Consider the following 26,307-nt stretch of genomic DNA (forward strand, 5'->3'; position numbering starts at 1 on the left):
GCGATGAGCACGACATCCGAAACCGGGCCGGGACACACCCCGGCGGGATCCGAGGGCGACGCGGCCGACACCGCCGCCCGGGAACAGGACCGGGATCTGGGCGAGGCCGGCTCGCAGCTGTCCACCGCGCCCAAGGAGGACCTGCCGAACCTGCCCGCCCTGGGCGTCATCGGCTGGGCCCGCTGGTTCTGGCGGCAGCTCACCTCCATGCGGGTCGCGCTGCTGCTGCTCCTGCTGCTGTCGCTCGCCGCGATCCCCGGCTCGCTGATCCCGCAGACCGGTGTCGACGAGGCCCGGGTCGCCGACTTCCGCGAGCGGCACGAGGTCCTCGCGCCGGTCTACGACCAGCTCGGCCTGTTCAACGTCTACAGCTCGGTGTGGTTCTCGGCGATCTACATCCTGCTGTTCATCTCCCTCATCGGCTGCATCGCGCCCCGCACCCTGCAGTTCGTCGGTCAGCTGCGCGGGCGCCCGCCGGGCGCCCCCAAGCGCCTGACCCGGCTGCCCGCGTACACCACCTGGCGCACCGAGGCCGGCCCCGAGCAGGTTCGCGAGGCCGCGCTCGCCCTGCTGCGCAAGCGCCGCTTCCGCGCCCACCTCGCCGGTGACGCCGTCGCCGCCGAGAAGGGCTATCTGCGCGAGGCTGGCAACCTCGCCTTCCACCTCGCCCTGATCGTGATGCTGATCGCCTTCGCCTGGGGCCAGCTGTTCAAGTCCGAGGGCAACAAGCTGATCGTCGAGGGCAACGGCTTCGCCAACACGCTCACGCAGTACGACGACTTCAAGTCCGGCAACCTCTTCGACGTCGCCGACCTGGAGCCGTTCAGCTTCGACGTGAAGTCCTTCACCGGCACCTACGAGCGCAGCGGCCCCAACAAGGGAACGCCGCGCACCTACGAGACCGAGCTCGTCTACACCCAGGGCGCGTACGGCGAGGAGGAGACGACCACCGTCAAGGTGAACGAGCCGCTGGTGATCGGCGACTCCAAGGTCTACCTCGTCAGCCACGGCTACGCGCCCGTGGTCACCGTCCGCGACGGCGACGGCAAGGTCGTCTTCAAGGACGCCGTGCCGCTGCTGCCGCTCGACGCCAACGTCACCTCCTCCGGTGTGGTCAAGGTCCTCGACGGCTACCGCAACGCCGAGGGCAAGAAGGAACAGCTCGGGTTCAACGCCTTCTTCGTGCCCACCTTCGGTGGTTCGGAGAGCGGCACGATGCTCTCCCAGTTCCCGGCCCTCGACTATCCCGTACTCGCCCTGTCCGCCTACCACGGCGACCTGAAGGCCGACTCCGGCATTCCGCAGAGCGTGTACCAGATGGACAAGACCAAGATGAAGGAGTTCAAGGACTCCGACGGCGAGCTGTTCAAGAAGTTGCTGACGCCCGGCGAGACCATGACCCTCCCGGGAGGGGCGGGCTCGGTCACCTTCGAGAAGGACGTCAGGGAGTGGGCCGGCTTCCAGATGGTCCAGGAGCCGGGCGGCGGCTGGGCTCTCGGCGGTGCCCTCGTCGCCATCGCCGGCCTGGCCGGCTCCCTGTTCATCCAGCGGCGCCGGGTGTGGGTGCGCGCGGTCGAGGGCCCCGACGGCGTCACCGTCGTCGAGATGGCCGGGCTCGGCCGCAGCGAGTCCGCCACCGTGCCCGAGGAACTCGGCGACCTCGCCGGAATCCTCTACGACCAGGCCCCGGGCGCCCCGGACCCGGACCCGGAGCTTTCCTCCGATCCACCGGATTCCCCCGAGCCCTCCGAGCCCTCCGAATCCCCCGATCCTCGAGCCGTACCTGCCGAAGGGGCTGAGAAGCCGTGAATCTCGCCGCCGCACCCGATCTGGCCACCGCCACGAGCCTGGCCGCCGCGCAGAACGAGAACCTCGCGGAGATCAGCAACGTCCTGATCTACTCCGCGATGGCGGTCTACACCCTGGCCTTCTTCGCGTACATCGCCGAATGGATCTTCGGCAGCCGCAGCAAGGTCGCCCGCACCGCCGCCGCGCTCACCCCCCGCGGGGAGGCGGCGAGGAAGGCACCCGCCGTCACCGTGAGGCAGGAGGGCGGCACCGCCGTACTGGAGCGGCCGAAGGTCGTCGTACGGGCCGCGGCCGGCGCGCGGGACGTGCCCGACGGGCCGGGAGCACACGGCGGGGACGCGCAGGGCGACCTCTTCGGGCGGATCGCCGTCTCCCTCACCGTGCTCGCCTTCCTGGTCGAGTTCGGTGGAGTGCTCACCCGGGCGCTGTCCGTGCAGCGGGCGCCCTGGGGCAACATGTACGAGTTCAACATCACCTTCACCACGACCGCAGTCGGCGTGTACGTCCTGCTGCTGGCCCTGAAGAAGAACGTGCGCTGGCTCGGCCTGTTCCTGACCACCACGGTCCTCCTCGACCTCGGCCTGGCCGTCACCGTCCTGTACACCGAGAGCGACCAGCTGGTCCCCGCGCTCGACTCGTACTGGCTGTACATCCACGTCTCCACCGCGATCCTGTGCGGCGCGGTCTTCTACGTCGGCGCGGTCGGCACGATCCTGTACCTGTTCAAGGACTCCTACGAGAGCAAGCTCGCGCGCGGCGGCAAGCCGGGCAGCTTCGCCACCTCGGTCCTGGAGCGGCTGCCCGCCGCCGCCTCGCTCGACAAGTTCTCCTACCGCGTCAACGCGGCCGTCTTCCCGCTGTGGACGTTCACGATCATCGCGGGCGCCATCTGGGCCGGCGACGCCTGGGGCCGCTACTGGGGCTGGGACCCCAAGGAGACCTGGTCCTTCATCACCTGGGTCGCCTACGCCTGCTACCTGCACGCCCGCGCCACCGCCGGCTGGAAGGGCCGCAAGGCCGCCTACCTGGCCCTGGCCGCCTTCGGCTGCTGGCTGTTCAACTACTACGGCGTGAACATCTTCGTCTCCGGCAAGCACTCCTACGCCGACGTCGGCATGAGCGCCCTCACCGCCATCGGCTTCTGACGAACCGCGTACCGCGAAGGCCGGTTCCCCTGACCTGAGTCACGGGAACCGGCCTTCGCGGTTCAGTTCCCGATGTCCTCGCTCCACAGCTGTGGATGACGCGCGACGAACTCCCGCATCATCGAGGCGCACTCCGGATCGTCAAGGAGCACGATCCGTACGCCGTGCTCGGCGAGCCAGTCGTGCCCGCCGTGGAAGGTGGCCGCCTCGCCGATCACCACCCGCGGGATGCCGAACTGCCGGACCAGCCCGGAGCAGTACCAGCACGGCGACAGGGTCGTCACCATCGTCGTCCCGCGGTACGAACGCTGCCGCCCCGCCGCCCGGAAGGCGGCCGTCTCCGCGTGCACCGACGGGTCGCCGTCCTGCACGCGGCGGTTGCGGCCCCGGCCGAGCAGGGTTCCGTCCGCTCCGTACAGCGCGGCGCCCACGGGGACGCCGCCCTCGGCGAGACCGGCGCGGGCCTCCGCGACGGCGGTGGCGAGCCAGGCACGGGCCGTTTCCGCATCGATCGACTCCATGACCCCAGTCTCCCCTCGAAGCCGTCCTCGTCCCGGCCGGTGACGGGCCGGCCGGGCGACGGAAGTCAGTCCCCCGCGGGTCCCCCCGCAGAGTCCGCGGCAGGGTCCCCGGCGTGCCCCCCGGCAGAACCCCCGGTGTGGCCCCCGGCAGTGACCGACCCCAGGTAGGCGTGCAGGGCTCCCGCGCCCTCCAGCATCGCCCACGTGCGCGCGGTGAGCGCCTCGCCGCGCGCGACGAGGGCCACCCGCAGCGCCTCGCTGCTGCCCTCCCGGCGCAGCCCGTCCAGCACCGGGCGGATCCGGTCGAACAGGTAGTGGCTGCTCCGCAGGGTGTGGACGAGCCGGGCGTCGCGGACGTCGGCGGGATCGAACAGGCGGTACCCGGTGCCGCGTTCCCGCCGGGGTGTCAGTAGCCCGGCGGCCTCCCACACCCGCAGCGCCGACGTCCGTACGCCCAGCAGCCCGGCCACCTCCCCGATGCGCAGCGCCGGGCGGGACGACGCGGCGGGCTCGGTACCGGCCAACGCGCGCAGGGCCTCGTCCGCGGCACGCAGCGCCACCCGCTCCTCGTGCAGCGCGGCATGCGCGGCGTCGACCAGCGCCAGCGCGCCCGGCACGTCCCCGCGGTGCACCCGCCGCATCACCGGCGTCGCGGTCACCGGCCCGTACCCCTTCATCAGCGCCCGGAACGCCAGCAGAGCCTGCCGGTGCACCTCCTCGAACACCCGGTACCCCGACTCGGTCCGCGGAGCGGACGGCAGTACCCCGGACTCCTCGTAGTTCCGGATCTGCTGCGTCGACACCCCGGCCAGCCGCGCCAGATCGACAGACCGCAACCGCGCTTCACTCCCCACGGCCCCCCCTTCCCCGTACTCACTCGAGTGGGTGAACATCACCGCCCGAACCGGATCTTGAGCCTTCACCCTCCTACGCTCGGCGTACCCAGGCCATAGCCATGCTGCGGCCTGCGCCGCAACCGCCGAACGACTGGCGCCCGGCCCTGATCCGAACGGACACCATGGTCAGTTCTTCCCACGAGGCGATGCACCGCATCTTCCAGCACGACCCCGGACTGTTCAGCCGCGTCTCCCGGTTCCTCGGGGTGGACGTACCCACTCCGGTGAAGGCGTCCATCCTGCCGACCGACCTCACCGAGGCCAACCCCGTCGAACGCAGGGTGGACACCCTGCTGCGGCTGGAGACCGCGGAACAGGGCGCGTTCCTGCTGGCCGTGGAGGCCCAGGGCAACAGGAAGCCGGACAAGCCGGCCAGCTGGGCGTACTACGTCAGCTACCTGTGGACGAAGTACCGGCTTCCCACGGCGCTCCTCGTCGTCTGCCAGGACCACGCCACGGCCCGCTGGGCCCAGCAGCCGGTGTGCAGCGGGCCGTCACAGATGCCCACCCTCACCCTGCGGCCCCTGGTCGCGGGCCCGCACAACATGCCCGTGATCAAGGACCCGGAGGAGGCCCGTGCCGACCTGGTGCTGGCCAGTCTGGCGGCCATCACACACGCCGCCGATACGGCCGTCAATGAGATACTGAAGGCGCTCTCCACAGCACTGCGGGACACCCCCGAAGACATCGCGGATCCCATTGTCGAATTCACCGCACAGGGGCTGGGCAACCGTCCGGCCAAGCACCTCTGGAGGAACCTGGTGGCCGTGGACCTCTCCTTCTACAAGTCCTACATCTCCGAAGAAATCCGGGACGAAGGGCGCGCGCAAGGGCTTGAGCGCGGCCATGTGCAGCGGGGGGCCGAGGACGTCCTGCTCGTGCTCGAGCAGCGGGGTCTCAAGGTTTCGGACGAGGTGCGCGGGCGGATCACGGAGTGCGGTGACGCGGAGATCCTCCGGGCGTGGCTCCTCCGGGCGGTCACCGTGGCTGAGGCGGAGGAGGTCTTCGAAGGCGAGTGACCCGGCGGTGGTTCGGAGCGGCGGGCCCGTGTCTTTTGAGCTCAGTCGGCTTCGGGCTTCTCGTCCCGTTCCTTGCCCTTGTCCGTACCCTTTTCCCGGTCCGGGTCCGGGTCGGTGTTCTTCCCCCCGGGTCCGTTCTTCTCCTCGCCGAGCGACTTCAGGAAGTCGGGGTTGTCGTCCGGGGCCACCCACTGCTGCCGGCTGCCGCCCCGGCTCCAGGCGGAGCCGACGGCACCGGCGCCCGCGGGGTGCCGCTTCTTGCCGGCGATGATCCACGAGATCGAGCCGACGAGCGGGAACAGCAGCACGAGGATCGCCCACAGCGGCTTGGGCATGTGACGAATGTCCTCGTCCTTCGTGCTGATGCAGTCGATGAACGCGTAGACGCTCAGGGCGAGGGGGACGAGGAACATCAGCACCCTGAGCATGGGCCTCTCCAGAGAAGGGGTCGTCGGGGGCGTCGGCACGGCCACGGCCCCCAGGTACAGGGCAAGGGTAGCCGCTCGGGGATACTTGACCCCATGGCTTACGACGATCTTCGCTCCCTGCTGAGGGCTCTGGACCGCGAGGGAGACCTCAAGCGAGTCAAGACCGAGGTCGACCCCCACCTCGAGGTCGGTGAGATCGTCGACCGGGTGCAGAAGGCCGGCGGCCCCGCCCTGCTCTTCGAGAACGTGCGCGGCTCGAGCATGCCCCTCGCGATGAACGTGTACGGCACCGACCGCCGGCTGCTGAAGGCGCTCGGCCTGAAGTCGTACGCCGAGATCAGCGAGAAGATCGGCGGTCTGCTCAAGCCCGAGCTGCCGAACGGCTTCGTGGGCATGCGCGAGGCGTTCGGCAAGCTCGGTTCGATGACCCACGTACCGCCGAAGAAGGTGAAGGACGCCCCGGTGCACGAGGTCGTCCTCCAGGGCGACGACGTGGACCTCGATCAGCTCCCCGCCCTGTTCACCTGGCCCAAGGACGGCGGCTCCTTCTTCAACCTGGGCCTCACCCACACCAAGCATCCCGAGACGGGCATCCGCAACCTCGGCCTGTACCGGCTCCAGCGTCACGACAAGCGCACCATCGGCATGCACTGGCAGATCCACAAGGACAGCCGGAACCACTACCAGGTGGCAGCCCGGCGCGGTGAGCGGCTGCCGGTCGCCATCGCCTTCGGCTGCCCGCCCGCCGTGACGTACGCCTCCACCGCGCCGCTCCCCGGCGACATCGACGAGTACCTCTTCGCCGGGTTCCTGCAGGGCAAGCGGATCGAGATGGTCGACTGCAAGACGGTTCCGCTCCAGGTCCCGGCGCACGCCGAGGTCGTCATCGAGGGCTGGCTTGAGCCGGGCGAGATGCTCCCGGAGGGACCGTTCGGCGACCACACCGGGTTCTACACCCCGCAGGAACCGTTCCCCGCACTGACGATCGACTGCGTCACCATGCGCAAGCGTCCGCTGATCCAGTCGATCGTGGTCGGCCGGCCGCCGACGGAGGACGGGCCGCTGGGCCGCGCGACGGAACGCTTCTTCCTGCCGCTCCTCAAGATCATCATCCCGGACATCGTGGACTACCACCTCCCCGAGGCCGGCGGCTTCCACAACTGCGCGATCGTCTCGATCGACAAGAAGTACCCCAAGCACGCGCAGAAGGTGATGCACGCGGTCTGGGGCGCCCACATGATGTCGCTGACCAAGCTGATCGTGGTCGTCGACTCCGACTGCGACGTCCACGACCTGCACGAAGTCGCCTGGCGGGCCCTCGGCAACACCGACTACGCCCGCGACCTCAGCATCGTCGAGGGCCCGGTCGACCACCTCGACCACTCCTCCTACCAGCAGTTCTGGGGCGGCAAGGCGGGTATCGACGCGACGAAGAAGTGGCCCGAGGAGGGGTACACGCGCGACGGCGGCTGGCCCGACATGGTCGAGTCCGACCCGGACACGGCCGCGCTGGTCGACCGCCGCTGGAAGGAGTACGGACTGTGAGTCCCGTCGCCGTGGGCGGCCCGGCCCTCTTCATCGGCACCGACACCGACTACGTGGCCCTCGTGCGTCCCGAGCTGGACCCGGCCGACCCCGGAGTCCGGCGGGCCGCCGAGCAGGCGGGCGTCACGGCGGAGGAGTTCGCGGGCGCCGGTGACACCTGGGCGGTCCTGGTCGAGCACGACGGCGAGGGCGGCGGCTTCGAACTGCCCGGGGTGCGCGACACGGAACCCGCCGACCTCGCCGAGCGGCTGCGCGCCGAGCTGGCCGCCGCGACGGGCGGGCCGTTCACGGTCGACGGCGGCGCGCTGCTGCGGCTGGACGCCCGCCCGGCCGGAGCGGACGCCTACGCCTTCACCGCGCACGTCACCCCGCCCGACGCCGACGATCCGTCCGGCGACGACGCCGGGACACCGCTGACCGTGGAGACGGGTCCGCTGCCCGTCGCCGGCCTCCTGGCCGACCTCGACACGTTCCTCGGGAGCCTCGCATGATGACCACCGCCGACGGGGTCGTGGACTCGGGCGCGGCACCGCGGCCGGCCGGCCGCGTGAAGGCCTTCCTGCGCCTGGTGATGATCGAGCACTCCGTGTTCGCGCTGCCCTTCGCCTACATCGCCGCCCTCACCGCGATGTACGAGTGGGACGAGAACATCCACTGGGGCAAGCTGCTCCTGGTCACGATCGCCATGGTCGGCCTGCGCACCTTCGCGATGGCCGCCAACCGGATCATCGACCGCGAGATCGACGCCCGTAACCCGCGCACCGCCCACCGTGAGCTGGTCACCGGCGCGATGTCGGTCAGGCACGCGTGGACCGGCGCGATCATCGCCCTGGTGGTGTTCCTGGGCGCGGCGGCGCTGCTCAACCCGCTCTGCCTGATCCTCGCGCCGGTCGCGGTGATCCCGATGGTGGTCTACCCGTACGGCAAGCGGTTCACGAACTTCCCGCAGGCCATCCTCGGACTCGCCCAGGCCATGGGCCCGGTCGGCGGCTGGCTGGCCGTCACCGGTTCCTGGTCCTGGGACGCGGTCGTCCTCGGCCTCGCGGTCGGCATCTGGATCGGCGGCTTCGACCTCATCTACGCCTGCCAGGACGTCGACACCGACCGCGAGGTCGGCGTGAAGTCGGTCCCGGCCCGCTTCGGCATCCCCGCCGCCGTCTGGGGCGCCCGCGCCTGCCACGCCGTGACGACGGCCCTGTTCGTCTGGTTCGCGGTGCTCACCGGCGCCGGCGCGTTCTTCTGGCTCGGCCTGGTGATCGTCGCGGCGGCCTTCGTCTACGAGCACACCATCGTCCGCCCGACCGACCTGACCCGCCTGAACAGGGCGTTCTTCTCGACGAACGGCTTCATCGGCATCAGCCTCTTCGTCTGCGCCCTGATCGACCTTTTGGTGCGTGGGCTCACCTTGTAGCCCTTTTCGGGTGGTCGTGCTTGGTTTTCGGCTGCAGGAGAGTGAGCGGGCCGTAGGTTCCCCTCGTTGCTCCCTGATCCGGGGATGTTCCGAGGGCTATGCCCATGAACCCGTTCACGCTCACCTGCTCCCCGCACACGCGGGGATGACTGCTCGGAGCCGTCGGCCTGGGCAGGGCGCACTGCACACGGCCGGTGGAGCCGGCGGCGGAAGAGGAACGCCGCCGTCATGCCTGCTGCCAGGCCGATCAGGTGGGCTTTCCGGTTGATGCCAAGCCGTACTTACGCTGGGCGCGGATCAAGTCGTGCGTGACCACACCAGGACCGTCCGGCGCGCCGCGGGCTTCTCCTGGCGGTACGACGGCAAGTCGTTCCTCACTGGCACCGGACCGGTCAACAGCGCCTTCCCGGGCACAGTGGCAAGGTGCTGGCATGCGACGCATCCTGCCCACCCGCGGTGTGGACCGCGATCCTCCGTGTCGACCCCGCCAAGGGGCTCACATCACCCAAGGGCCGGTCCCTGGGGTGAGGTGACCCGGGCGCCGGAGCCAGCCGCTCCGATGCCGGGGCTTCGTGCGTCAGGCGTCTTCTTCCTTGGCGCGGGCGTTCCTGAGGATGTCCAGCGCGTCCGCGGTGACGAAGGAACCCATGCCTACCTCGGTGTAGACGAGCCCTTCCTTCTTCAGGCCCACGTTCACCTTGCCGGCGGTGGCAGTCGCGATGCCGAACTCCTCTACGAGCTGCTGCACCGAGGGGACACGTCCGCGAGGGGGATAGGTGCCGTCTTCGATGCGGTTACGGATGACGGCGGCCACTTGCCGCCAGCGGGGAACGTCAGGCTGGAACTCCATCACCGTTCCATAGTTAGCTCAGTACGCCTGACTTATCGATCTATAGTTCCCCTAGGTTCCTACAGGTCTCTGCAGGTTCCTGGTGTTAGGTTGGGCGCAAGAAGCCCCGGCGACGGATTGCGGCCGTCCCGGGGCACGGCACCAGCCAACAAGGAGCTGACGCGTGTCCGAGCCTATCCCTGCCCTCCTGCCCTGTGCGGCCCTCTTCCTCGCATCCGCCGCGGTCCTGCTCACCCTCGCCCGTACGGTGCTGCCCGCCCCGTCCGAACCGGCGGCCGGACGGCACAGGCGTACCGCGCGGCCTCTCACGTACCGAACCGTCGCCCGCTCCCACCGCCCGGAGCAGCCGCTCGCCGGTGAGGCCACCCGCGCTGTCCGTCCGTACGTCGTCGCTGCCGAGCGGGCGGCCCGGCGGTGGGAGCGGGAGCTCGCGGCGCTGGGGTTGGACGGGCCCGGCCCGTATGTGATGCACGGGGCGGAGGTTGCATGACGTGCGAGTCGGCGTCCGGAGAGAGTCACGAGCCGCGCCCTCTGCCCTGGCCCGGTCCTGACGGCAAGCGCGCCTACGTCATCGCCGACCCGGCGCGGCCCGGGCCGGTCTCTCGTCGCGCGAACGCGGTGGAGGCCGCCCAACTGGAGATGGCGGCCGTTCTGTTGGGGCACGCCCGGCAGCTGGTGAATGAGGCGGGTCCGGAGGAGCTGCGGTATCTCGTGACCGAGCTGACGCGGACGCTCACCGACACCTTGCGCATCGCGCTGAGAGTGAAGTCCTGAGAAAACCGGCACACATGGCCGCACGCGTCCGTAGCGTGCGGCCTACCATCGGGGGCAGGACACCAGGGAGGTTTCCGTGACCGTCTCGGACCTTGACCGCCTGCACTCGCAGCTCAGCAGGCTGGAGGACCTGTTCCCCGGCTATCACACGGAGATCGTCGAGGGCAGCATCATGATGAACCCGGTCAGGCCGTTTCACGGAAAGACGATCACGCGGCTGTGGACCGAGCTCGAGCCCCAGCTCCCTTCCGCCTGGGCTCTGGTCACGGACGTGGCCTTTCCGTTCGACGACGACAACGAGTTCTGCCCCGACCTGGCGGTCATTCCGGCTGAAGCGGAGGAGAAGAACAGCGGCGCGTACCAGCCCGACCTGATCGAGTTCGTGGCCGAGGTGGTGTCGCCGAGCAGCATCCGCCGCGACTACGAGGTGAAACCCCGCTGGTACGCCTCCCGTGGCATCGCCAACTATCTGGTCTTCGACCCGCTCCGGGGCCACGTCGTCACTTTCTGGAACCCGGGCCCGGACGGCTACCGGGGTCGCGACACCCTCGCCTACGGCCCTGACCTCACGGTTGACTCCCCGCTCGGCAAACTGACGATCGCCACTGCCGCTCTCCCCGTGGATCCCAAGGCCCCCGGCCGGTCCTGACCCCGCCCGCAGGGGCCCCGCACCGGTCTGTGCGCGCCTCTCCCCGCACCGGAACTCGGCCTCACGCGGTGAGCGCGCCCCGGCGGGCGGGTGCGCGGCGGAACAGGAAGGCCGAGGCCACGCCGGCCAGCAGGCCGATGAGGTGGCCCTGCCAGCTCACGCCGGTCTGACCGGGCGCGATGCCCGCGAGGATCGAGCCGCCCCAGACCGCGCCGACCAGCACGGCGACGACGACGCCCATCGGCCGGCGCTCCACGAAGCCGCTGCACAGCAGGAAGCCGAAGAGGCCGAAGACCAGGCCGGAGGCGCCCGCCGTGTTGGTGTGCGCCGGGGCGATGAGCCACACCCCCAGACCGTCGCAGACGATGATCAGCGCGCACACGGCGGCGAACCGGCGCAGGCCGCCGAGGGCGGCGAGGAAACCGAGCACCAGCAGCGGCACACTGTTCGCCGCGACATGGGCGAAGCCGAAGTGGACGAAGGCGGAGGGGACGACGTCGACCAGCTCCGAGGTCGTGCGCGGCACGACGCCGAAGTCGTCCAGAGCATGACCGGAGGCCATGTCGGCCACTTCCAGCAGCCACAGCAGTGCCACCCAGGCCACCATCACCACGGCCGCCGTCTTCGCCCGCTCGCGCCCCGACCACCGCGTATCGATGTCGGACACGGCAACCCCCTTGACTCGTTCGCCCGCCCGGGATGGGACCGGTCGTCCGCCGCGGAGGCGGATCGGCCGTCCGCCTGAGAGACGGACGGGACCCCTTGGCCGGTTCCCCTCCCACGATGCCGGATAGGCTCGGTCTCGTGAACCATCTCAAGCCAGGAGAGACAACGCGAACGCCTTGGATCCTGGGGGTGTCCGGTGCTTCCGGCACGCCTTATGCGGCAGCGGTCCTCCGTGCGCTCCTCCAGGCGGGGGAGAGTGTCGACCTCGTCGTCAGCCGTGCCTCGCGGCTCACCCTGCTGGACGAGACCGGCATCTCCTTCCGGGACGCCCACTGGCGCGACGACCTGCGGGAATGGCTGTCCCGTGGAGCGGACGGCAAGCCGGACACCTTCACCGCGGACCTCGACGGCGTACGTCACTGGGGCGCCGGTGACCTCGCCGCGGGCCCCTCCTCCGGCTCGTATCCGAGCAAGGGCATGCTGATCGTGCCCGCCTCCACGGCCTGCGTGGCCGGGGTGGCACTCGGGCTGTCCAAGGACCTGCTGCAACGGGCGGCGAGCGTGACCCTCAAGGAGGGGCGCCCCCTGGTCGTGGCCGTGCGGGAGACCCCGCTGAACGGCCAGACCCTGCGGCACCTGGTCTCCCTCGACGACGCGGGCGCGACCGTGGTGCCCGCCTCGCCGGCCTTCTACGCGGGCGCGACGCACATCCAGGACCTGGTGGACTTCGTCGCCGGCCGCGTACTCGACGCGGCGGGTGTCGAGCACCGGCTGTACCGCCGCTGGAAGGGCGAACTCGGAAGCGGGTCCACCCGGACCGAGTGACCCCGACGCCGCGCCGGCGACATCACCACCCGGACCGCCCACCCGGACCGCCCGGACCACCCGGACCGCCCACCCGGACCGCCCGGACCGCCCGGACGGACCGAACGAACCACCATTCAGCTCCCCAGCTCTCAACTTCAGACTCTTCAGCGGAAGGCTTCGATCGCATGGACGCGGTGGACAGGCAGCTCATCCAGGCCCTGAGAGAGAACGGCCGGGCCTCCTACGCCGAGCTGGGGCGCCTCGTCGGCCTGTCGGGGCCCAGTGTCACCGACCGGATCAACCGGCTGGAGACGGCCGGTGTCATCACCGGCTACCGCGCCACCGTGGACGCCGCCTCGCTCGGGCTCGGGGTGACCGCCCTGATCGGCATCTCGCTCTCCGACGCCGCCGACCACGAGGACGTGGCGCAGCGGTTGAAGGATCTTCGGGAGATCGAGGACTGCTGGTTCATCGCGGGCGAGGACTCCTTCATGCTCAAGGTGCGGGCGGCCGACGTGGACGGGCTGGAGCGGACCATCCGTCGGCTGTCCGGTACCAAGGGCGTCTCCCGGACCCGTACCACCATCGTGCTCTCCACGAAGTGGGAGAACCGGGTCGGTGAGCTGCCCGAAGAGGTCCAGTAGCCGGGGCGTTACGGTTGGCTGAGCCGGCCGGGACGGCCAGAACAGGCAAGCCGGGTAAGCCGGGCAGGAAAGTTCAGGAAAGAGGGATCCGTATGGACGTCGGGCTCAAGCGCGAGCTGGAGGAGAAGGTCCGCTCCGGTGAGCGGCTGTCCCGCGAGGACGGCATCGCGCTGTACGAGTCGGACGACCTGGCCTGGCTGGGCGGGCTGGCGCACGAGGTGCGGACGCGGAAGAACGGCGACGTCGTCCACTTCAACGTCAACCGCCACCTCAACATGACGAACGTGTGCACCGCCTCCTGCGCGTACTGCTCCTTCCAGCGCAAGCCGGGGGAGAAGGACGCGTACACGATGCGGATCGAGGAGGCGGTGAAGCTCGCCAAGTCGATGGAGGCGGAGAACCTCACCGAGCTGCACATCGTCAACGGACTCCACCCCAACCTGCCCTGGCGCTACTACCCGCGCTCCCTGCGCGAGCTGAAGGCCGCACTGCCGGACGTGTCGCTGAAGGCGTTCACCGCCACCGAGATCCACCACTTCGAGACCATCTCCGGGATGTCCGCGTCCGAGATCCTCGACGAGCTGATCGACGCCGGGCTCGAGTCCCTCACCGGCGGCGGCGCGGAGATCTTCGACTGGGAGGTCCGGCAGCACATCGTCGACCACCGCACCCACTGGGAGGACTGGTCGCGGATCCACCGGCTGGCGCACGAGAAGGGGCTGAAGACCCCCTGCACCATGCTCTACGGCCACATCGAGGAGCCCCGCCACCGCGTCGACCACGTGCTGCGGCTGCGTGAGCTCCAGGACGAGACCGGCGGCTTCCAGGTCTTCATCCCCCTGCGCTACCAGCACGACTTCGTGGACATGAAGGACGGCAAGATCCGCAACCGCCTCCAGTCCAGGACGCAGATGGCAACCGGCGCCGAGGCGCTGAAGACGTTCGCCGTCTCCCGTCTCCTCTTCGACAACGTCCCGCACGTCAAGGTCTTCTGGGTGATGCACGGCGTCAACACCGCTCAACTCGCCCTCCAGCACGGTGCGGACGACATGGACGGCTCGGTCGTCGAATACAAGATCACGCACGACGCGGACGACTTCGGCACGCCGAACAAACTCACCCGCGAGGACCTGCTGGACCTGATCCGCGACGCCGGTTTCCGCCCGGTGGAGCGCAACACGCGGTATGAAATCATCCGCGAGTACGACGCCGCCGACCCCGCCCGCCGCGAGTCCCCGCAGCCGATGCGGGTCTGAGGAAGAACGCCCGCCCCTGCCGGAGAGCCCCCGTCCCATGCCGTTGACCTTCGTGCTGGATCCGTCCGTCACTCCCGAACTCCGTGACAGCATCCTGGAGTTGTGGGTGGACGTCACCAACGCGGGCGGAGCCGTCGGCTTCGTGCCGCCGGTGACGCCGGAAGTCGTCCGGCCCGAGCTGCTACGGCAGTTCGTGGCGATGGAGGAGCAACGGTCCCGGCTCCTCGTCGGGTTCGACGAGGAGGGGCGGGTCGCCGCGACGGCGTTCCTCACCCTCAACACCCACCGTCTGATGACGCACTGGATCTGGCTGTACACGGTGATGGTCCACCCCCGTCACCAGGGCAAGGGGTACGGCCGTGACCTGCTCGCCGCCGCAGAGCAGGCCGCCCGCACCCTGCCCGGCATCGAGGCGATCCGGCTCACCTGCCGCGGCGGCCTCGGCCTGGAGCGCTTCTACGGTTCCTGCGGCTACAAGGAGGTCGGCCGGATCCCCGACGCGATCAGGGTGGCCCCGGGCGACGACCGGGACGACATCGTTCTGCTGCTGTCGCTGACCTGACTCGACCTGGCCTGACCCGATCGACCTGACCTGGTCCCGGCGCCGGGTCGGGTTCGGGGCCGGGTCCGGGGTCGGGTTCGGGGGCAGGGCCGGGAAGGCTGTCATGTACACGTCTACGCGTGGGCCCCGCCGCGGGTGTGCGAGGGTGGACGTGCTTCACTGGAGGTGTCCCATTGGGAACCCCTTGGGTACGTTCTGGCCGTTCGTCCGGGAGAGTGGAAGAAGATGCTCCGCTACACGTTGATGCGCTTCGGGATCTTCGTGGGCTGCCTCCTGGTCGTCTGGGGTCTCGTCTACTCCGGCCTCGCCCCGCGTGGCCTGGGCGATTCCAACGGGCTGTGGATCATCCTGCTCGCCCTGGTGTTCTCGGCGCCGATCAGCTTGGTCGTGCTCCGCAAGCAGCGGGACCTGGCCTCCGAGAACATCGTGCGCCGGGTCGACCGGGCGAAGGCCAACCTGGAGGCCAACCGCAGCCAGGAGGACGACACCGCCGACGACGTCCGCGGCACACAGGCGCAGGGCCAGGCGCAGGCGAAGGCCTCGTAGGGCCCCGGCGGCATGCGTCCGGTTCGGGCGAGGCGGGGCGGGTTTCCCGCGCGGGCGGGGGAGGGTGCCACCGCCCCGTAGGCTGCTCCGTATGGGTGCCGTGAAGAGCAAGCGGATGCCGCGTGCGGTCCGCGAGCAGCAGATGCTGGACGCTGCCGTGCAGACCTTCGGCCAGCGCGGCTACATGGCCGCGTCGATGGACGAGATCGCCGAACTGGCGGGCGTCTCGAAGCCGTTGGTCTACCTGTATCTGAATTCCAAGGAAGACCTGTTCATCGCGTGCATCCGCCGCGAGGCGAAGGCTCTCGTCGAGGCGGTGCGCGCCGGTGCCCGTCCCGTGCTTCCCGCGGACCGCCAGCTCTGGGCGGGACTGACGGCGTTCTTCACCCACACCGCGCGGCACCCGGACGGCTGGGCCGTGCTGCATCTCCAGGCCCGTACGTACGGTGAGATGTTCGCCGCCGAAGTCACCGCGCTGCGCGCGGACATCGTGACGTTCGTGACCGAGCTGATCCTCGCCGCCGCCCGGGAAGCGCACCGGGACCCCCACCTGCCCAGCGGCGAGGTCGTCGGGCTGGCGGAAGCACTGGTCGGCGCCGCCGAGGCGCTCGCGGACTGGGCCAACAGCACCCCGGGCGTCACCGCCCGGCAGGCGTCGGCCACCCTGATGAACTTCGCCTGGGCGGGACTGGGCGACCTGATGGCGGGCCGCCCCTGGTCACCGCCCGACGGCGAAGCCCTGGACAGCGGTACCGGTGTCGGCACCGGCACCGGCACCGAAGACGCTGATGCCGGCGCGGCCGTTCACGCCGGGCGGACCTCCCCGGTGAGGTGAAGGCGGTCGCCGGGACCGCGCAGCTCGAAACACCCGTCCCGTGCCCCGTACGTCACCGTGCCCGGCAGCAGGACCGGCGCCTTGAAGTCGGCCCGGACCGTCACCGCTTCCGGGGCGCCGTGCGCGGCGAGGCAGCGGGCCACGGTCCACATGCCGTGCGCGATCGCACGGGGGAAGCCGAAGAGCCGTGCGGTGAGCGGGTACAGGTGGATCGGGTTGCGGTCGCCGGACGCGGCACCGTACCGCCGTCCCGTGTCCCCGGCCAGCAGCCACGCGTCGACGACGGGCAGCGGCTGCGCCCGCGCCGTCACTGATTCCTCCTCCGGAGGCGGGGTGGGCCGGCCGGAGGGGGACGGCCCGGAGGAGGGCGGCCCGGAAGTGGGGTGCCGGGCCAGATACGTGCTCCGCGACTCCCATACGAGGCCACCGCCGGGTGACCGCAGCCCGGTGACCACGGTGGCCTCCGTACCGCGCCGGTGCGGTGCGGGCCCCTCGAGGTGCACACTCAGTCCGTGCGTCCCGGCGACGGGCACGTCCCGGTGCCGGGTGATCTCGATCGACGTGTGGACGAGCCCCAGCAGCGGCAGCGGGAAGTCCAGGCCGCTCATCAGCCGCATGGCCGCAGGGAAGCCCAGTACATGGGGATACGTCAGCGGCAGCGCGCCGGATCCCTCCCCGGTTCCCCCGGCCTTCTCGGTCTCGCCGGCCTTCTCGGCCTTCTCGGCCTTCTCGGTCTCGCCGGCCTCGCCGGTTCGTCCTGTTCCCGCGGCGGGGAAGCCGCACACCCGCTCGTACGCCGCCAGCCTCGCGGGATCCACCCGCAGGGAGGGCAGGACGAGCCGGGTCCGCGGGAACACGGCGTCGGGGCGGGGCCGTTTGAACGGTGACAGCAGCGCACCGCGCGCCAGCAGGGGGACGAGGGCGGGGGAACGGGCGAGGGTCACCGAGGCCGAGGCCGAGGGCGCGGCGGGGGGAGGTACGGAAGGTACGGAAGGTACGGAGGCCATGGCGGTCACGCCCCCAGCAGACTCTGGCCGCAGACCCGTACGACCTGTCCGTTGACCGCGCCCGAGGCCGGGTGGGCGAGCCAGGCGGTGGTCTCGGCGACGTCGACGGGAAGGCCGCCCTGGGCCAGGGAGTTCATGCGCCGGCCCGCCTCGCGGACGACCAGCGGGACCGCCGCGGTCATCTTCGTCTCGATGAACCCGGGGGCGACCGCGTTCACCGTCACCCCGTGCTCGGCCGCCGCGCGCGGGGCGAGGTCGAGGCCGGACCTGCCCGCGGTAGGTGGAGCGGATCGCCGTCGAGGTCCGGCCGCGCCGCTGACCAGCGCTTCAGCGAGGACGGCTGGGAGAGGCCCGGCCGACGGCTCAGAAAGCGGCCGGGCGTGGTCCCGGTGAAGCTCGGACAGCGGTCGGCCATGTGCGACTCCCAGCCCTGGATGCGTGCGGTGCGCGTCTGTGCGTACGTGCTGGTGTACGCGCTCCAGTAGGACTTACTTCGAAGTAAGGTTACCGCTGGTAATACTATGTCGGTGTTGAGGAACCGGCGACCGGCGGCCGACGTGCGGGATGCGGGCGATGCGCGTGGTGCGGGCGAGGGGAAACGCCTGGGGTGTCGACTCGTCCTGTTCCTCGGCCGCGGCCCGCTCGGAGTGCGGGACGAGTTCCTCCGCTGTGAACCCGGCAGCCTCCAGGGCCTCGGCCATCCGGTCCGGGCGGCGCCCCCGGAAGTCCAGGGCGACCATGTGGCCGAATGGACGTTCGAGGCGGAGGCCTCGGCGAGTCCGCGGCAGGCCCGTGGCGGATTCCGTGGGGAAAAAGGCAGGAGCCCCTTATCGCCTGACGGCGAGGGGCTCCTTGGGTACTGCTGGTCGTTCCCGGATCGGAGAGGATCAGACCGGGGTGACGTTCTCCGCCTGCGGGCCCTTGGGGCCCTGCGTGACGTCGAAGGACACCTGCTGGTTCTCCTCGAGCGAGCGGAAGCCGCTCGCGTTGATCGCGGAGTAGTGGACGAAGACGTCGGGGCCGCCGCCTTCCTGGGCGATGAAACCAAAGCCCTTTTCGGCGTTGAACCACTTCACGGTTCCGGTAGCCATAAGCCCTCCTTGGGCCCAAAGGGTTGCCCTGCTCCAGAACCCAGCAAGTGTGAAGACCAATTCTGCACAATCGCATCCGTCTGAGAACGACGAGAGCCCGCGGTCACATGCTCCGCAGGCTCTGTACTGCAAGGGAAACCAAACTGCAACTTGCGGACGAGACTAGCACGCGACCACCCGCGCGCAATAGAGGTCAAGATCACGTCACCCGAAAGTTTGAACGTCGCTTCCGCCGCATGCGCCAGGGCGCCGGTCGGGCCGGTGGCGGGGCCCGGAGAACCCGCCCCGCGGCATGAGGGCTAGCCTCGCGATGTGGACAATTCTCGCACCCGGCCGCGCGTCGGGCACATTCAGTTCCTGAACTGCATGCCCCTCTACTGGGGGCTTGCGAGAACGGGCACTCTCCTCGACTTCGAGCTGTCGAAGGACACCCCCGAGAAGCTCAGCGAGAAGCTCGTGCAGGGAGACCTCGACATCGGGCCGATCACCCTGGTCGAGTTCCTCAAGCACGCCGACCGACTGGTCGCCTTCCCCGACATCGCCGTCGGCTGCGACGGCCCGGTGATGTCGTGCGTGATCGTCTCGCAGGTCCCGCTGGACCGGCTGGACGGCGCCCGGGTCGCCCTCGGGTCGACCTCACGGACCTCCGTACGCCTCGCCCAGCTCCTGCTCGCGGAGCGGTACGGCGTGCGGCCCGACTACTACACGTGCCCGCCGGATCTCAGCCTGATGATGCAGGACGCCGACGCGGCCGTCCTCATCGGCGACGCGGCCCTGCGCGCGACCATGATCGACGGGCCGCGCTTCGGGCTCGACGTGCACGATCTGGGCGCGCTGTGGAAGGAGTGGACGGGACTGCCGTTCGTCTTCGCCGTCTGGGCGGCACGCCGCGACTACCTGGAGCGCGAGCCGGTCATCACCCGCAAGGTGCACGAGGCGTTCCTCGCCTCCCGCGACCTCTCCCTGGAGGAGGTCGGCAAGGTCGCCGAGCAGGCGTCCCGCTGGGAGGCCTTCGACGAGAAGACGCTGGCCCAGTACTTCACCACCCTCGACTTCAGCTTCGGCCCGCCGCAGCTGGCGGCGGTCGAGGAGTTCGCGCGCCGAGTGGGACCGACGACGGGCTTCCCGGCGGACGTGAAGATCGACCTGCTCCAGCCGTGAGGGCCGGCCTGCTCCGGGCGTTCACCTTCTTGTCCGCGGACGGCACGGAAGGTCCGTCCGCGAGGCGCCGGTACTCCAGGGAGGCCCTGGCGGTCCTGCGTCTCTTCGGCCGGGCCGCCGCCCCTCACCCCGCTGCTTCTCACCCCGGCACCACCACGGTCCGCAGTTCTCCGTCGCCCAGGTGCAGCATGCCCTTGCCGGGAACGACCTGGCCGCCGACCATGCTGCGGGACAGGCGTACACCGATGAGGTCGCCGCTGGACGACTCCTGCGGCGAGAGCAGGATGCCGCGACGGGCCTTCTTGGCGTCGACCTGCCAGCCGGAGAAGCCGCTGCACACGTCCTCCTCGTCACCGGCGATGACGAGGGCCAGACCGCGTTCGGCGCCGCGCGAGACGATCTTCTTCATCTGGCTCCCGGCATCGCAGTCCTCGAGGATCTCCCCGTCGTCGACGAGGACGGCGATCGGCTCCTCGGGCGTCGCCTCGTCGATGAGTTCCTCGAAGTCGTCCTCGTCGATGTCGTCACCGGTGAAGACCTTCAACACGCCGTCCGTACCGTCGAGTCGCCGCAGCGGCGACTGGCGTGGCGCCGCGACGACCAGACGGGTGCCGCGCGCGAGGAACGACTGGGCGATGTTCATCAGCACCGTCGAACGGCCCGACTTGGCCGGCCCCGCGACGACGAAGGCCGGTACACCGTCCGCGAGATCGGGGCCGAAGCCGACGATCTCGTCACCACCGATCCCGGCCAGCGCCCACAGCCCGGAGCGCGACGCCTCCGGGTCCCGCAGCTCCCACGCCTCCGGGAAGGAGATCCGGCCGGGCAGACTGTCGACCCTGAACGGGCGCCTGGAACGCGGCACTTCGGTGTCGCGGGCGGCGGCCGCCTCACCGATCGCGGTCAGTGCCGCCGCCTGGCCCTGACCGGTGGTGTCTTCGGCGAGCAGCGCGAACTGGGTCTCCGTACCGGCCTCGTTGCGGAAGGCGCGGCCCGGCGGAATCTCCTCGGGCACCTTGCGGGACGGAATGCCGAGCGAGGAGAAGTCGCTGCGATCGGCCAGCCGCAGGCCGTACTTGTCCTCGGTGAGCGCGGCGATCCGGCCGACGAGCAGGGTGCGGTCACCGGTCAGGACCAGGTGGATGCCGACGCTCGCACCCTCCCGCATCATCGTCTGCAGCTCGTCGGTGAGCGAGCCGTGGTCGATCTCACCGAGGGTGGGCACCCAGCCCTCCCAGCGGTCGAGCAGCACCACGATGTGCGCCAGCCGCTCGCCCTCGGCCGCCGCGGCCCGCTGCTCGCCGATGTCGGCATACCCCTTGTCCGCCAACAGGTCCTGGCGGCGGGAGAGTTCGCCTTTGAGCCGGTTGACGAGCCGGACCACCCGTTCGGTCTGGTTCCGGCCCACGACCGCACCGCAGTGCGGCAGCCGGGTCAGCGCGTTGAGGGCGCCGTTGCCGCAGTCGATGCCGTAGAGGTGGACGTCGGCGACGGAGTGGGTGCGGGCGAGGGAGCCCGCGATCGTACGCAGCACCTGGGAACGGCCACTGCGCGGGGCGCCGCCGATCATCAGATGCCCGAAGGAGGAGAAGTCGACGGCGACGGGGCGGCGGGCCTGGTCACCGGGCAGGTCCTCCACACCGTACGGGGCGGGCGCCAGCCTCCCGGCGGTGAGCGCGACGGCCGGGGCCTCGATGTCGTCGAGCAGCAGCGTCTCGTCGAGCGCGGGCAGCCACGGGCTGTGCTGGGCGGAGATGCCGAGCGAGCTGTTGGCCTCGCGCACGGCGTCGACGAGAACCTTGAGGTCGGTGATCTCGTCGTCCTCGCGGGCCTCGGACTTCGGCTTGGCCAGCGCGGCCCGGCCGAGGTCCTCCCAGCCCAGCGGCCCCACCCAGGGCGCGAGCGCGGCCGGGTCCGCCGCCCCGGGCCGGCGCCCGCCGACCCGCCCCGACTGGAAGGGCACCAAGGAGGCGTGGCCCAGCCGGACGTAGGCGCGCCCCGGAGTGCTCTTGGAGATCTGCCCGGCCTCGGGCGAGTCGATGACGTCGCTCGACTCACCGCCGTCCGTCACCCGCAGCGCGATCCGGAGGTTGGTGTTGGCCCGGATCTCGGGCGAGACGACACCGCTCGGCCGCTGCGTCGCGAGCAGCAGATGGATGCCGAGGGAACGCCCTCGCTGGGCGATGTTCACGAGCCCGGTGACGAAGTCGGGCAGGTCGCGCACCATCGACGCGAACTCGTCGATGACGATGAGGAGCCGGGGCACGGGAGCGTGCGAGGGATCGCGGCGCACCAGGTCCTGGTAGTCCTCGATGTCCTTGGCGTCGGCGGCGGCCAGGATGTGCTCGCGCCGTTTCAGCTCCGCGCCCAGCGACTCCAGGGCCCGCTCGACGAGATGGGCGTCGAGGTCGGTCACCATGCCGACGGTGTGCGGCAGTTGGACGCAGTCCTTGAACGCGGAGCCACCCTTGTAGTCCACGAGGACGAAGGTCATGTTCTCCGGCGTGTTCGCCACCGCCAGCGCCGCCACGATGGTCTGCAGCAGCTCCGACTTGCCGGAACCGGTCGTGCCGGCGATCAGACCGTGCGGCCCGTCCTTGCGCAGGTCGATGCCGAACGGCCCGTCGTAGGACTCACCGATCACGGCCATCGTGGACTGGCCGCCCATGCGCCAGCGGGCGGCGATCGCGTCGCTCGCCGGCGGCTCCAGTTGCAGCACGTCGAGCAGCCGGCTGGAACCGGGCAGCGCCGAGTCCTCGGACTCCCCGCTGATGTCGCGCAGCGGCGACAGGGAACGGGCGAGCCGCAGGCACCAGGCCGCAGGGACGAAGTCGGGCCGTACGTCCTTGATGCGCTCCACGCCCGCCTCCTCGACGCGCAGCCGCAGCTTGTCCGGCCGGGCGGCGCGGCCGGGTTCGGGCGTGGCCGTGTGCCACGCCTGGAAGGAGGGGAAGCCGCCGCTGGCCTGCTGAGGCCGAGCGTGCTGCCGGTCCCGGACGCCCCGGCCGTGTTCCTCGGGGCGGGGCTCGGCGACGACGAACGCCTGGCACTCGCCGGGCAGGAACCGCTCCTCCGCGTCGAGACAGACCGCGTACACGGACACGGCCGGCCCCTCGCGCAGCAGCCGCACCACACCCGGCAGCGACCGCAGCCGCCGCGATCCGTCCCATACGACGACGATGTCCGGGTCGCTGAACGTCGTCCCCTGGGACCGGTTCTGCTCGGCGGCCTTCTTGCGGGCGTCGAGGATCTGCGTCAGCTCGCCGATACGGGCGCCGACGGTCTCGGCGTCGGTACCGATGAGGACGTTGACGTCCTGCCCGCTGGAGGGGCGGGCGTGCGGCAGCCACCGCACCCAGTCCCACGACGGCTGCGCCGAGTTCTCACTCAGCACGTAGAACTGCACGTCCATCGGGCTGTGCAGCGCGGCGGTCTGCGCGACCGCCCAACGTCCCAGGGCTCGTGCGCAATCCCCGGGCCCGGCCATGCCGACGACACCGAGGGCCCGCAGATCGAGCGCGACCGGCGCGTCCTCGATCTTCCAGGTCACCTGGCGCCGGTGGTCGTCCTGCTCGGGATCGTCGAGCACGACCTCGGAGGGCAACTGCCCCGTCCCGACCCGGATCAGCAGATGATCCCGGTCGGCGCGCCGCCGTTCCCAGAGCCGGGTGCGCGGCCCGGTGCCGAGGGACAGGACGGCCGCGGGATCGGGAATGGCGTGCCGCCGGTCGTCGCGCTCCTGGACCAGCGCGTCCTGGGCGTCCTTCTCGATCCGCTCCTTCTGCTCCTCGTACTCCTTGACCTGCTTGGCGTGGGACGTGCGCCCGTGCTTCTTGTCGTTGAAGTAGTTGGCGAAGAGCAGGATGGGGCTGAGCCCCGCCATGATCAGGTAGTACCAGCGCTGGAAGACCAGCACGGCGACGACGGCACCGACCAGCGGCGTCAGCGCCATCAGCCAGGGCAGCGGCCGCGGCTCGTACTCACGGGGCGCGGAAGGCAGCCGGAAGGTGGTCTGCCGGGTCGGCGGACGCAGCCGGGGCGGCCGGTTGTAGTCGAGCCCGACCCCGTCGTCGGACCATTTGAGGGCGGCATCGGGCGGCGTGTACCGCCCGAGCTCGAACAGCGTGTTCCCGACCCCGATCTGAGCCCCGAGGGGCCAGTCGTAGGTACCGGCGCTGGAGGTCTTTTTGCCGCTGCCTTCCTTGTCGCCCTTGTTCCTGCCCCTGCCCCTGCCTTTGGTCCTCTTCTTCTCCGCCTTGTCGTTCTCCTTCCGGCCGTCGCCCTCGGAATCCTGGATGGGCACCCCGTCAAGGGTGACGTGCTCCTGATTCTCGTCCCGGCCCTGCTCCCGGCCCTGCTCCCGGTCCTGCCCCCGGTCCTGCTCCTGGCCGTCGCCGTCACGATGGACGGTGACGCGGCAGGTCCCGTCCTTGGCGACGGAGAGGGTGAGGGCACGGGCACCGACCTCGGGATCGTCGACGCGGACGGCCGAGGCGGCCCCGCTGCCGATGTCGTACCGCCCGACCCCGAGCCGGTGGACGAAGCCGGCGGCGGGACCGCCGACGACGCGCAGCTCGACCAGCCCGGTGGGTTCACCGGGCAGGCACCCGGAGGGATCCTGGAGCGAGACGACGGCCCCCTCGCGCAACGGCGACCCGATGACGGTCGCCGAGGGATCGACGGCGTACCCGTCCACGTACACGAGCGGCGCACTGCCGGCCGGCCCCTGCCGTTGCTGCCCGATGGGAATCACCTGGGCGCCGCCGTGCCCGACCTGGGCGGCCAGCTCCGCCGCGATGTCCCCCACGGTGGACTCGGGATCGGCGTCGAGCACGACATCGGCGGCATCCCCGCCGAACGGATCGACGACGGTCAGAGTCAGGCGCACGCTTGTCCTCCCCAGGCGGCCCTGTGTCCGCTTCCACCCCGCGAGCCACAGTTCTCGTGACGATATCCGCTGGGAACGGGACTGAGGCAGTGGGGAGGAGGCATGACGTTCCCCTAGGCAATGTCGTACACGACTTCACAACGCCGCCCCACAAAGCGGTTATGTGGCATCGCAGTTGCCCCCCCGTAAGCTGCTGCCGCAAGAGCGGACGACCACACCGCTCGCCACAGGCGGCTCCTGTGTCGCAGGGGGCGCGGCGGCGGACGGGTAGTTCCGCACACAAGGGAGCCACGGGGGTTGGCCCTGCGGCGTTGCGAGAGGAAGCGGCTTCATGGCCAAGGACCTTGACATCACATACCAGGACATGCGGGAAGCGGCCAAGCATGTCGTGAAGGAGAAGGAGAAGCTCCAGGAGAAGCTGGACGGCCTCCGCAAGTACATCAACAACCTGGTCCAGTCCGGCTACGTCACGAAGAGCTCCTCCAAGGCCTTCGACGAGAACTTCGACGAGTTCACCAACGGCGCGAAGACGACGCTCGACGGCCTCGACGGCATGGGCGACTACCTGACCATGGCCGCCGACAAGTTCGAGCAGATCGACGACGAACTGGCCAAGGCGGCCCGGAGCAAGTAGGGCAGGCGGGACCGCACACGAAGGCGCGGCGCGAGCGTGGGTAAGGCCGGTCGCCGCGCTTTCGTGTGCGACTCGGACACAGCGAGCCTTTCCATCCTCGGTCTGAGCAGCTCAGACCGAGGATGGAAAAAGCTCACTGGCCCGAATATCTCGAGTTGCTCAGCAGCATCATGAAATCCGTCTCGGCGGAGGAGCCGTATCGGGGAGGACGCCCCAGGGGGTGGCGAACCGGTGGGCGGGGAAGTGGAGAAGCCGTCATGAGTGAGGCCGCGGAGGGCGAGGTGCGGGCCGGGCGGGCGCGATATCCCCTCGCTCTGGCGGTCGGCATCGGCTGTTACGTGCTCGCCGCGATCGCAGGAATGTTCGTCCTGGCCGACGACTTCGGACCTGGCTTGCTCATCCCTCTGTGGATCGCCCACGGGGTGCTGCTCATCGGGCTGATACGAAGGCTGGGGACCAAGGAGTCCAGCACCTACGCGACGCTGTTCATCGTAGCTGCGTCCCTGATGTCGGTGTACGTCGCAGATATGGCGCGGGAGGACCTCACCCTCCAGCAGCGAGGTGAGGAAGTCACGGCCACCGTTGTCAGGGAACGGCGAGACGCCGCTGAGGGGCGCAAGGCGCGCGACTACCACTACGCGTTGGAAGGGCAGGACGGCACCGCGGTTCCCGGTCCCGCCATGAAAGCGACGTCCGACCGGTATGACGTCGGCCAGGACATCACAGTGATCGCGGATCCCAAGGGAGAGTTGCGCCCCCAGACTCCCGGCCAGGCGGATCCCACGGGCGAGGCGGTCGGCTCAGCGGCATTCGCTCTCGCGGCACTTGGCTCCGTCGCCTGGATGACCTGGCGAGGCTCGGACACCGCGAGGGGTCGGGAGGCCCGGAAACGGGGTCCGGGTCGGATACAGAAGGGGTACAAGGCCGTCACCCGCAACCACTCCACGCGGGCGGAGCAGGAGGAGAAGCTGCGAGAGGCGCTGCGCACCTACCCCGTGGACCGTCGTGGCTACATCAAGGTAGAGCCCGAGGAGTATCCCGACCTGTCGCAGGGCCGCGCAGCCCGGATCGCCTGGGAGGCGGGGCTGCGGGCGGAGGCGGTGGGCAACCGGGGCTCGTGGCGTTTCAAGGAGAACGTGATGGAGGAGGTTCCACACGACTGA

27 protein-coding genes and 1 pseudogene are annotated in these 26,307 nt (G+C 70.3%); 19 read left to right on the top strand and 9 right to left on the bottom strand.

Features of this window, described 5'->3' with window-relative positions; translation table 11 throughout:
- Positions 1 to 3 precede the first annotated feature (3 nt).
- Positions 4 to 1,809 (top strand): cytochrome c biogenesis protein ResB, encoded by a 1,806-nt coding sequence (gene resB, locus V4Y04_RS21250; RefSeq protein WP_332429796.1) that lies wholly within the window; start codon positions 4 to 6, stop codon positions 1,807 to 1,809.
- A complete protein-coding gene (ccsB, locus tag V4Y04_RS21255) occupies positions 1,806 to 2,954 on the top strand; it encodes a c-type cytochrome biogenesis protein CcsB (protein WP_332429797.1) in 1,149 nt (382 codons plus the stop codon). Before resB ends, ccsB begins: the two co-directional genes overlap by 4 nt.
- A 62-nt stretch (positions 2,955 to 3,016) precedes the next feature.
- Here the strand turns inward: ccsB and V4Y04_RS21260 are convergent, their stop codons facing one another.
- Together V4Y04_RS21260 and V4Y04_RS21265 are read right to left on the bottom strand one after the other, a co-directional pair.
- On the bottom strand, positions 3,017 to 3,475 hold the full coding sequence (locus V4Y04_RS21260) for a nucleoside deaminase (protein ID WP_332429798.1): 459 nt from the start codon (positions 3,473 to 3,475) through the stop codon (positions 3,017 to 3,019).
- A 65-nt stretch (positions 3,476 to 3,540) separates the two neighbouring features.
- Positions 3,541 to 4,368 (bottom strand): MerR family transcriptional regulator, encoded by an 828-nt coding sequence (locus tag V4Y04_RS21265; RefSeq protein WP_443080192.1) that lies wholly within the window; start codon positions 4,366 to 4,368, stop codon positions 3,541 to 3,543.
- 125 nt (positions 4,369 to 4,493) lie between these two features.
- Here V4Y04_RS21265 and V4Y04_RS21270 point away from each other — a divergent pair, with 125 nt between their 5' ends.
- Entirely contained in the window at positions 4,494 to 5,390 is an 897-nt protein-coding gene (locus V4Y04_RS21270; protein ID WP_332429801.1) for a hypothetical protein, read from the top strand.
- Positions 5,391 to 5,431: 41 nt separating this feature from the next.
- Here the strand turns inward: V4Y04_RS21270 and V4Y04_RS21275 are convergent, their stop codons facing one another.
- The gene (locus tag V4Y04_RS21275) at positions 5,432 to 5,818 is read right to left on the bottom strand and encodes a PLD nuclease N-terminal domain-containing protein (RefSeq protein ID WP_332429803.1); all 387 of its coding nucleotides are present in this window, start codon (positions 5,816 to 5,818) and stop codon (positions 5,432 to 5,434) included.
- A gap of 93 nt (positions 5,819 to 5,911) precedes the next feature.
- Between V4Y04_RS21275 and V4Y04_RS21280 the strand changes: the two genes are divergently transcribed.
- From V4Y04_RS21280 to mqnP, 3 genes are read left to right on the top strand one after another with little or no spacing between them, the layout of a single operon-like run.
- Positions 5,912 to 7,363, top strand: coding sequence for a menaquinone biosynthesis decarboxylase (locus tag V4Y04_RS21280; protein WP_332429805.1), 1,452 nt, complete (start codon positions 5,912 to 5,914; stop codon positions 7,361 to 7,363).
- Positions 7,360 to 7,854: a hypothetical protein gene (locus tag V4Y04_RS21285; RefSeq protein WP_332429807.1), complete on the top strand. Its 495-nt coding sequence runs from the start codon at positions 7,360 to 7,362 to the stop codon at positions 7,852 to 7,854. The genes V4Y04_RS21280 and V4Y04_RS21285 overlap by 4 nt, the downstream gene beginning before the upstream one ends.
- Complete coding sequence (mqnP, locus tag V4Y04_RS21290; RefSeq protein WP_443080056.1) at positions 7,851 to 8,774, top strand: menaquinone biosynthesis prenyltransferase MqnP; 924 nt, start codon at positions 7,851 to 7,853, stop codon at positions 8,772 to 8,774. The genes V4Y04_RS21285 and mqnP overlap by 4 nt, the downstream gene beginning before the upstream one ends.
- Before the next feature lie 577 nt (positions 8,775 to 9,351).
- On the opposite strand, the gene V4Y04_RS21295 is transcribed toward mqnP, so the two are convergent.
- Positions 9,352 to 9,624 carry a GntR family transcriptional regulator gene (locus V4Y04_RS21295; RefSeq protein WP_332429808.1) on the bottom strand — a complete coding sequence of 91 codons (273 nt, stop codon included), beginning with the start codon at positions 9,622 to 9,624 and terminating at the stop codon, positions 9,352 to 9,354.
- A 163-nt stretch (positions 9,625 to 9,787) separates the two neighbouring features.
- On the opposite strand from V4Y04_RS21295, the gene V4Y04_RS21300 reads away from it, so the two are divergent.
- From V4Y04_RS21300 to V4Y04_RS21310, 3 genes are all read left to right on the top strand, one after another.
- Positions 9,788 to 10,114 (top strand): hypothetical protein, encoded by a 327-nt coding sequence (locus V4Y04_RS21300; RefSeq protein ID WP_332429810.1) that lies wholly within the window; start codon positions 9,788 to 9,790, stop codon positions 10,112 to 10,114.
- Positions 10,111 to 10,398 (top strand): hypothetical protein, encoded by a 288-nt coding sequence (locus tag V4Y04_RS21305; RefSeq protein WP_332429812.1) that lies wholly within the window; start codon positions 10,111 to 10,113, stop codon positions 10,396 to 10,398. The genes V4Y04_RS21300 and V4Y04_RS21305 overlap by 4 nt, the downstream gene beginning before the upstream one ends.
- 76 nt (positions 10,399 to 10,474) lie before the next feature.
- The gene (locus V4Y04_RS21310) at positions 10,475 to 11,047 is read left to right on the top strand and encodes a Uma2 family endonuclease (protein WP_332429814.1); all 573 of its coding nucleotides are present in this window, start codon (positions 10,475 to 10,477) and stop codon (positions 11,045 to 11,047) included.
- Positions 11,048 to 11,108: 61 nt separating this feature from the next.
- Here the strand turns inward: V4Y04_RS21310 and V4Y04_RS21315 are convergent, their stop codons facing one another.
- The gene (locus V4Y04_RS21315) at positions 11,109 to 11,654 is read right to left on the bottom strand and encodes a rhomboid family intramembrane serine protease (protein WP_443080193.1); all 546 of its coding nucleotides are present in this window, start codon (positions 11,652 to 11,654) and stop codon (positions 11,109 to 11,111) included.
- A 176-nt stretch (positions 11,655 to 11,830) separates the two neighbouring features.
- Here V4Y04_RS21315 and V4Y04_RS21320 point away from each other — a divergent pair, with 176 nt between their 5' ends.
- From V4Y04_RS21320 to V4Y04_RS21345, 6 genes are all read left to right on the top strand, one after another.
- Positions 11,831 to 12,538 carry a UbiX family flavin prenyltransferase gene (locus V4Y04_RS21320; protein ID WP_332429818.1) on the top strand — a complete coding sequence of 236 codons (708 nt, stop codon included), beginning with the start codon at positions 11,831 to 11,833 and terminating at the stop codon, positions 12,536 to 12,538.
- 167 nt (positions 12,539 to 12,705) lie between these two features.
- Complete coding sequence (locus V4Y04_RS21325) at positions 12,706 to 13,164, top strand: Lrp/AsnC family transcriptional regulator (protein WP_332429820.1); 459 nt, start codon at positions 12,706 to 12,708, stop codon at positions 13,162 to 13,164.
- 92 nt (positions 13,165 to 13,256) lie between these two features.
- Positions 13,257 to 14,420 (top strand): aminofutalosine synthase MqnE, encoded by a 1,164-nt coding sequence (gene mqnE / locus V4Y04_RS21330; RefSeq protein ID WP_332429822.1) that lies wholly within the window; start codon positions 13,257 to 13,259, stop codon positions 14,418 to 14,420.
- Positions 14,421 to 14,457: 37 nt separating this feature from the next.
- The gene (locus tag V4Y04_RS21335) at positions 14,458 to 14,982 is read left to right on the top strand and encodes a GNAT family N-acetyltransferase (protein ID WP_332429824.1); all 525 of its coding nucleotides are present in this window, start codon (positions 14,458 to 14,460) and stop codon (positions 14,980 to 14,982) included.
- Between the two features lie 225 nt (positions 14,983 to 15,207).
- A complete protein-coding gene (locus tag V4Y04_RS21340; RefSeq protein WP_332429826.1) occupies positions 15,208 to 15,528 on the top strand; it encodes a DUF4229 domain-containing protein in 321 nt (106 codons plus the stop codon).
- 91 nt (positions 15,529 to 15,619) lie between these two features.
- Entirely contained in the window at positions 15,620 to 16,363 is a 744-nt protein-coding gene (locus V4Y04_RS21345) for a TetR/AcrR family transcriptional regulator (protein ID WP_332429827.1), read from the top strand.
- Here the strand turns inward: V4Y04_RS21345 and V4Y04_RS21350 are convergent.
- Positions 16,333 to 17,370 carry a MaoC family dehydratase gene (locus V4Y04_RS21350; RefSeq protein ID WP_332432946.1) on the bottom strand — a complete coding sequence of 346 codons (1,038 nt, stop codon included), beginning with the start codon at positions 17,368 to 17,370 and terminating at the stop codon, positions 16,333 to 16,335. The two genes, V4Y04_RS21345 and V4Y04_RS21350, sit on opposite strands and share 31 nt — an antisense overlap.
- Positions 17,371 to 17,375: 5 nt before the next feature.
- Positions 17,376 to 17,708 (bottom strand): annotated as a pseudogene (locus V4Y04_RS21355) (SDR family oxidoreductase); the annotation flags it as partial.
- Between V4Y04_RS21355 and V4Y04_RS21360 the strand changes: the two are divergent.
- Positions 17,598 to 17,855 carry a hypothetical protein gene (locus V4Y04_RS21360; protein ID WP_332429829.1) on the top strand — a complete coding sequence of 86 codons (258 nt, stop codon included), beginning with the start codon at positions 17,598 to 17,600 and terminating at the stop codon, positions 17,853 to 17,855. The pseudogene V4Y04_RS21355 and the gene V4Y04_RS21360 overlap by 111 nt on opposite strands.
- A 402-nt stretch (positions 17,856 to 18,257) precedes the next feature.
- On the opposite strand, the gene V4Y04_RS21365 is transcribed toward V4Y04_RS21360, so the two are convergent.
- A complete protein-coding gene (locus V4Y04_RS21365; protein WP_003992177.1) occupies positions 18,258 to 18,461 on the bottom strand; it encodes a cold-shock protein in 204 nt (67 codons plus the stop codon).
- Between the two features lie 312 nt (positions 18,462 to 18,773).
- On the opposite strand from V4Y04_RS21365, the gene V4Y04_RS21370 reads away from it, so the two are divergent.
- Positions 18,774 to 19,622, top strand: a complete 849-nt coding sequence (locus V4Y04_RS21370) for a menaquinone biosynthetic enzyme MqnA/MqnD family protein (protein ID WP_332429831.1) — start codon at positions 18,774 to 18,776, stop codon at positions 19,620 to 19,622.
- A 139-nt stretch (positions 19,623 to 19,761) separates the two neighbouring features.
- Here the strand turns inward: V4Y04_RS21370 and V4Y04_RS21375 are convergent, their stop codons facing one another.
- Positions 19,762 to 24,510, bottom strand: a complete 4,749-nt coding sequence (locus tag V4Y04_RS21375; RefSeq protein ID WP_332429832.1) for an FtsK/SpoIIIE domain-containing protein — start codon at positions 24,508 to 24,510, stop codon at positions 19,762 to 19,764.
- 331 nt (positions 24,511 to 24,841) lie between these two features.
- Between V4Y04_RS21375 and V4Y04_RS21380 the strand changes: the two genes are divergently transcribed.
- Both V4Y04_RS21380 and V4Y04_RS21385 read left to right on the top strand, forming a co-directional pair.
- Positions 24,842 to 25,144, top strand: a complete 303-nt coding sequence (locus V4Y04_RS21380; protein WP_332429834.1) for a WXG100 family type VII secretion target — start codon at positions 24,842 to 24,844, stop codon at positions 25,142 to 25,144.
- A gap of 257 nt (positions 25,145 to 25,401) precedes the next feature.
- The gene (locus V4Y04_RS21385) at positions 25,402 to 26,307 is read left to right on the top strand and encodes a hypothetical protein (protein WP_332429837.1); all 906 of its coding nucleotides are present in this window, start codon (positions 25,402 to 25,404) and stop codon (positions 26,305 to 26,307) included.

The sequence above is a fragment of the Streptomyces sp. P9-A2 genome, assembly GCF_036634175.1.
Taxonomy (GTDB): domain Bacteria; phylum Actinomycetota; class Actinomycetes; order Streptomycetales; family Streptomycetaceae; genus Streptomyces; species Streptomyces pratens.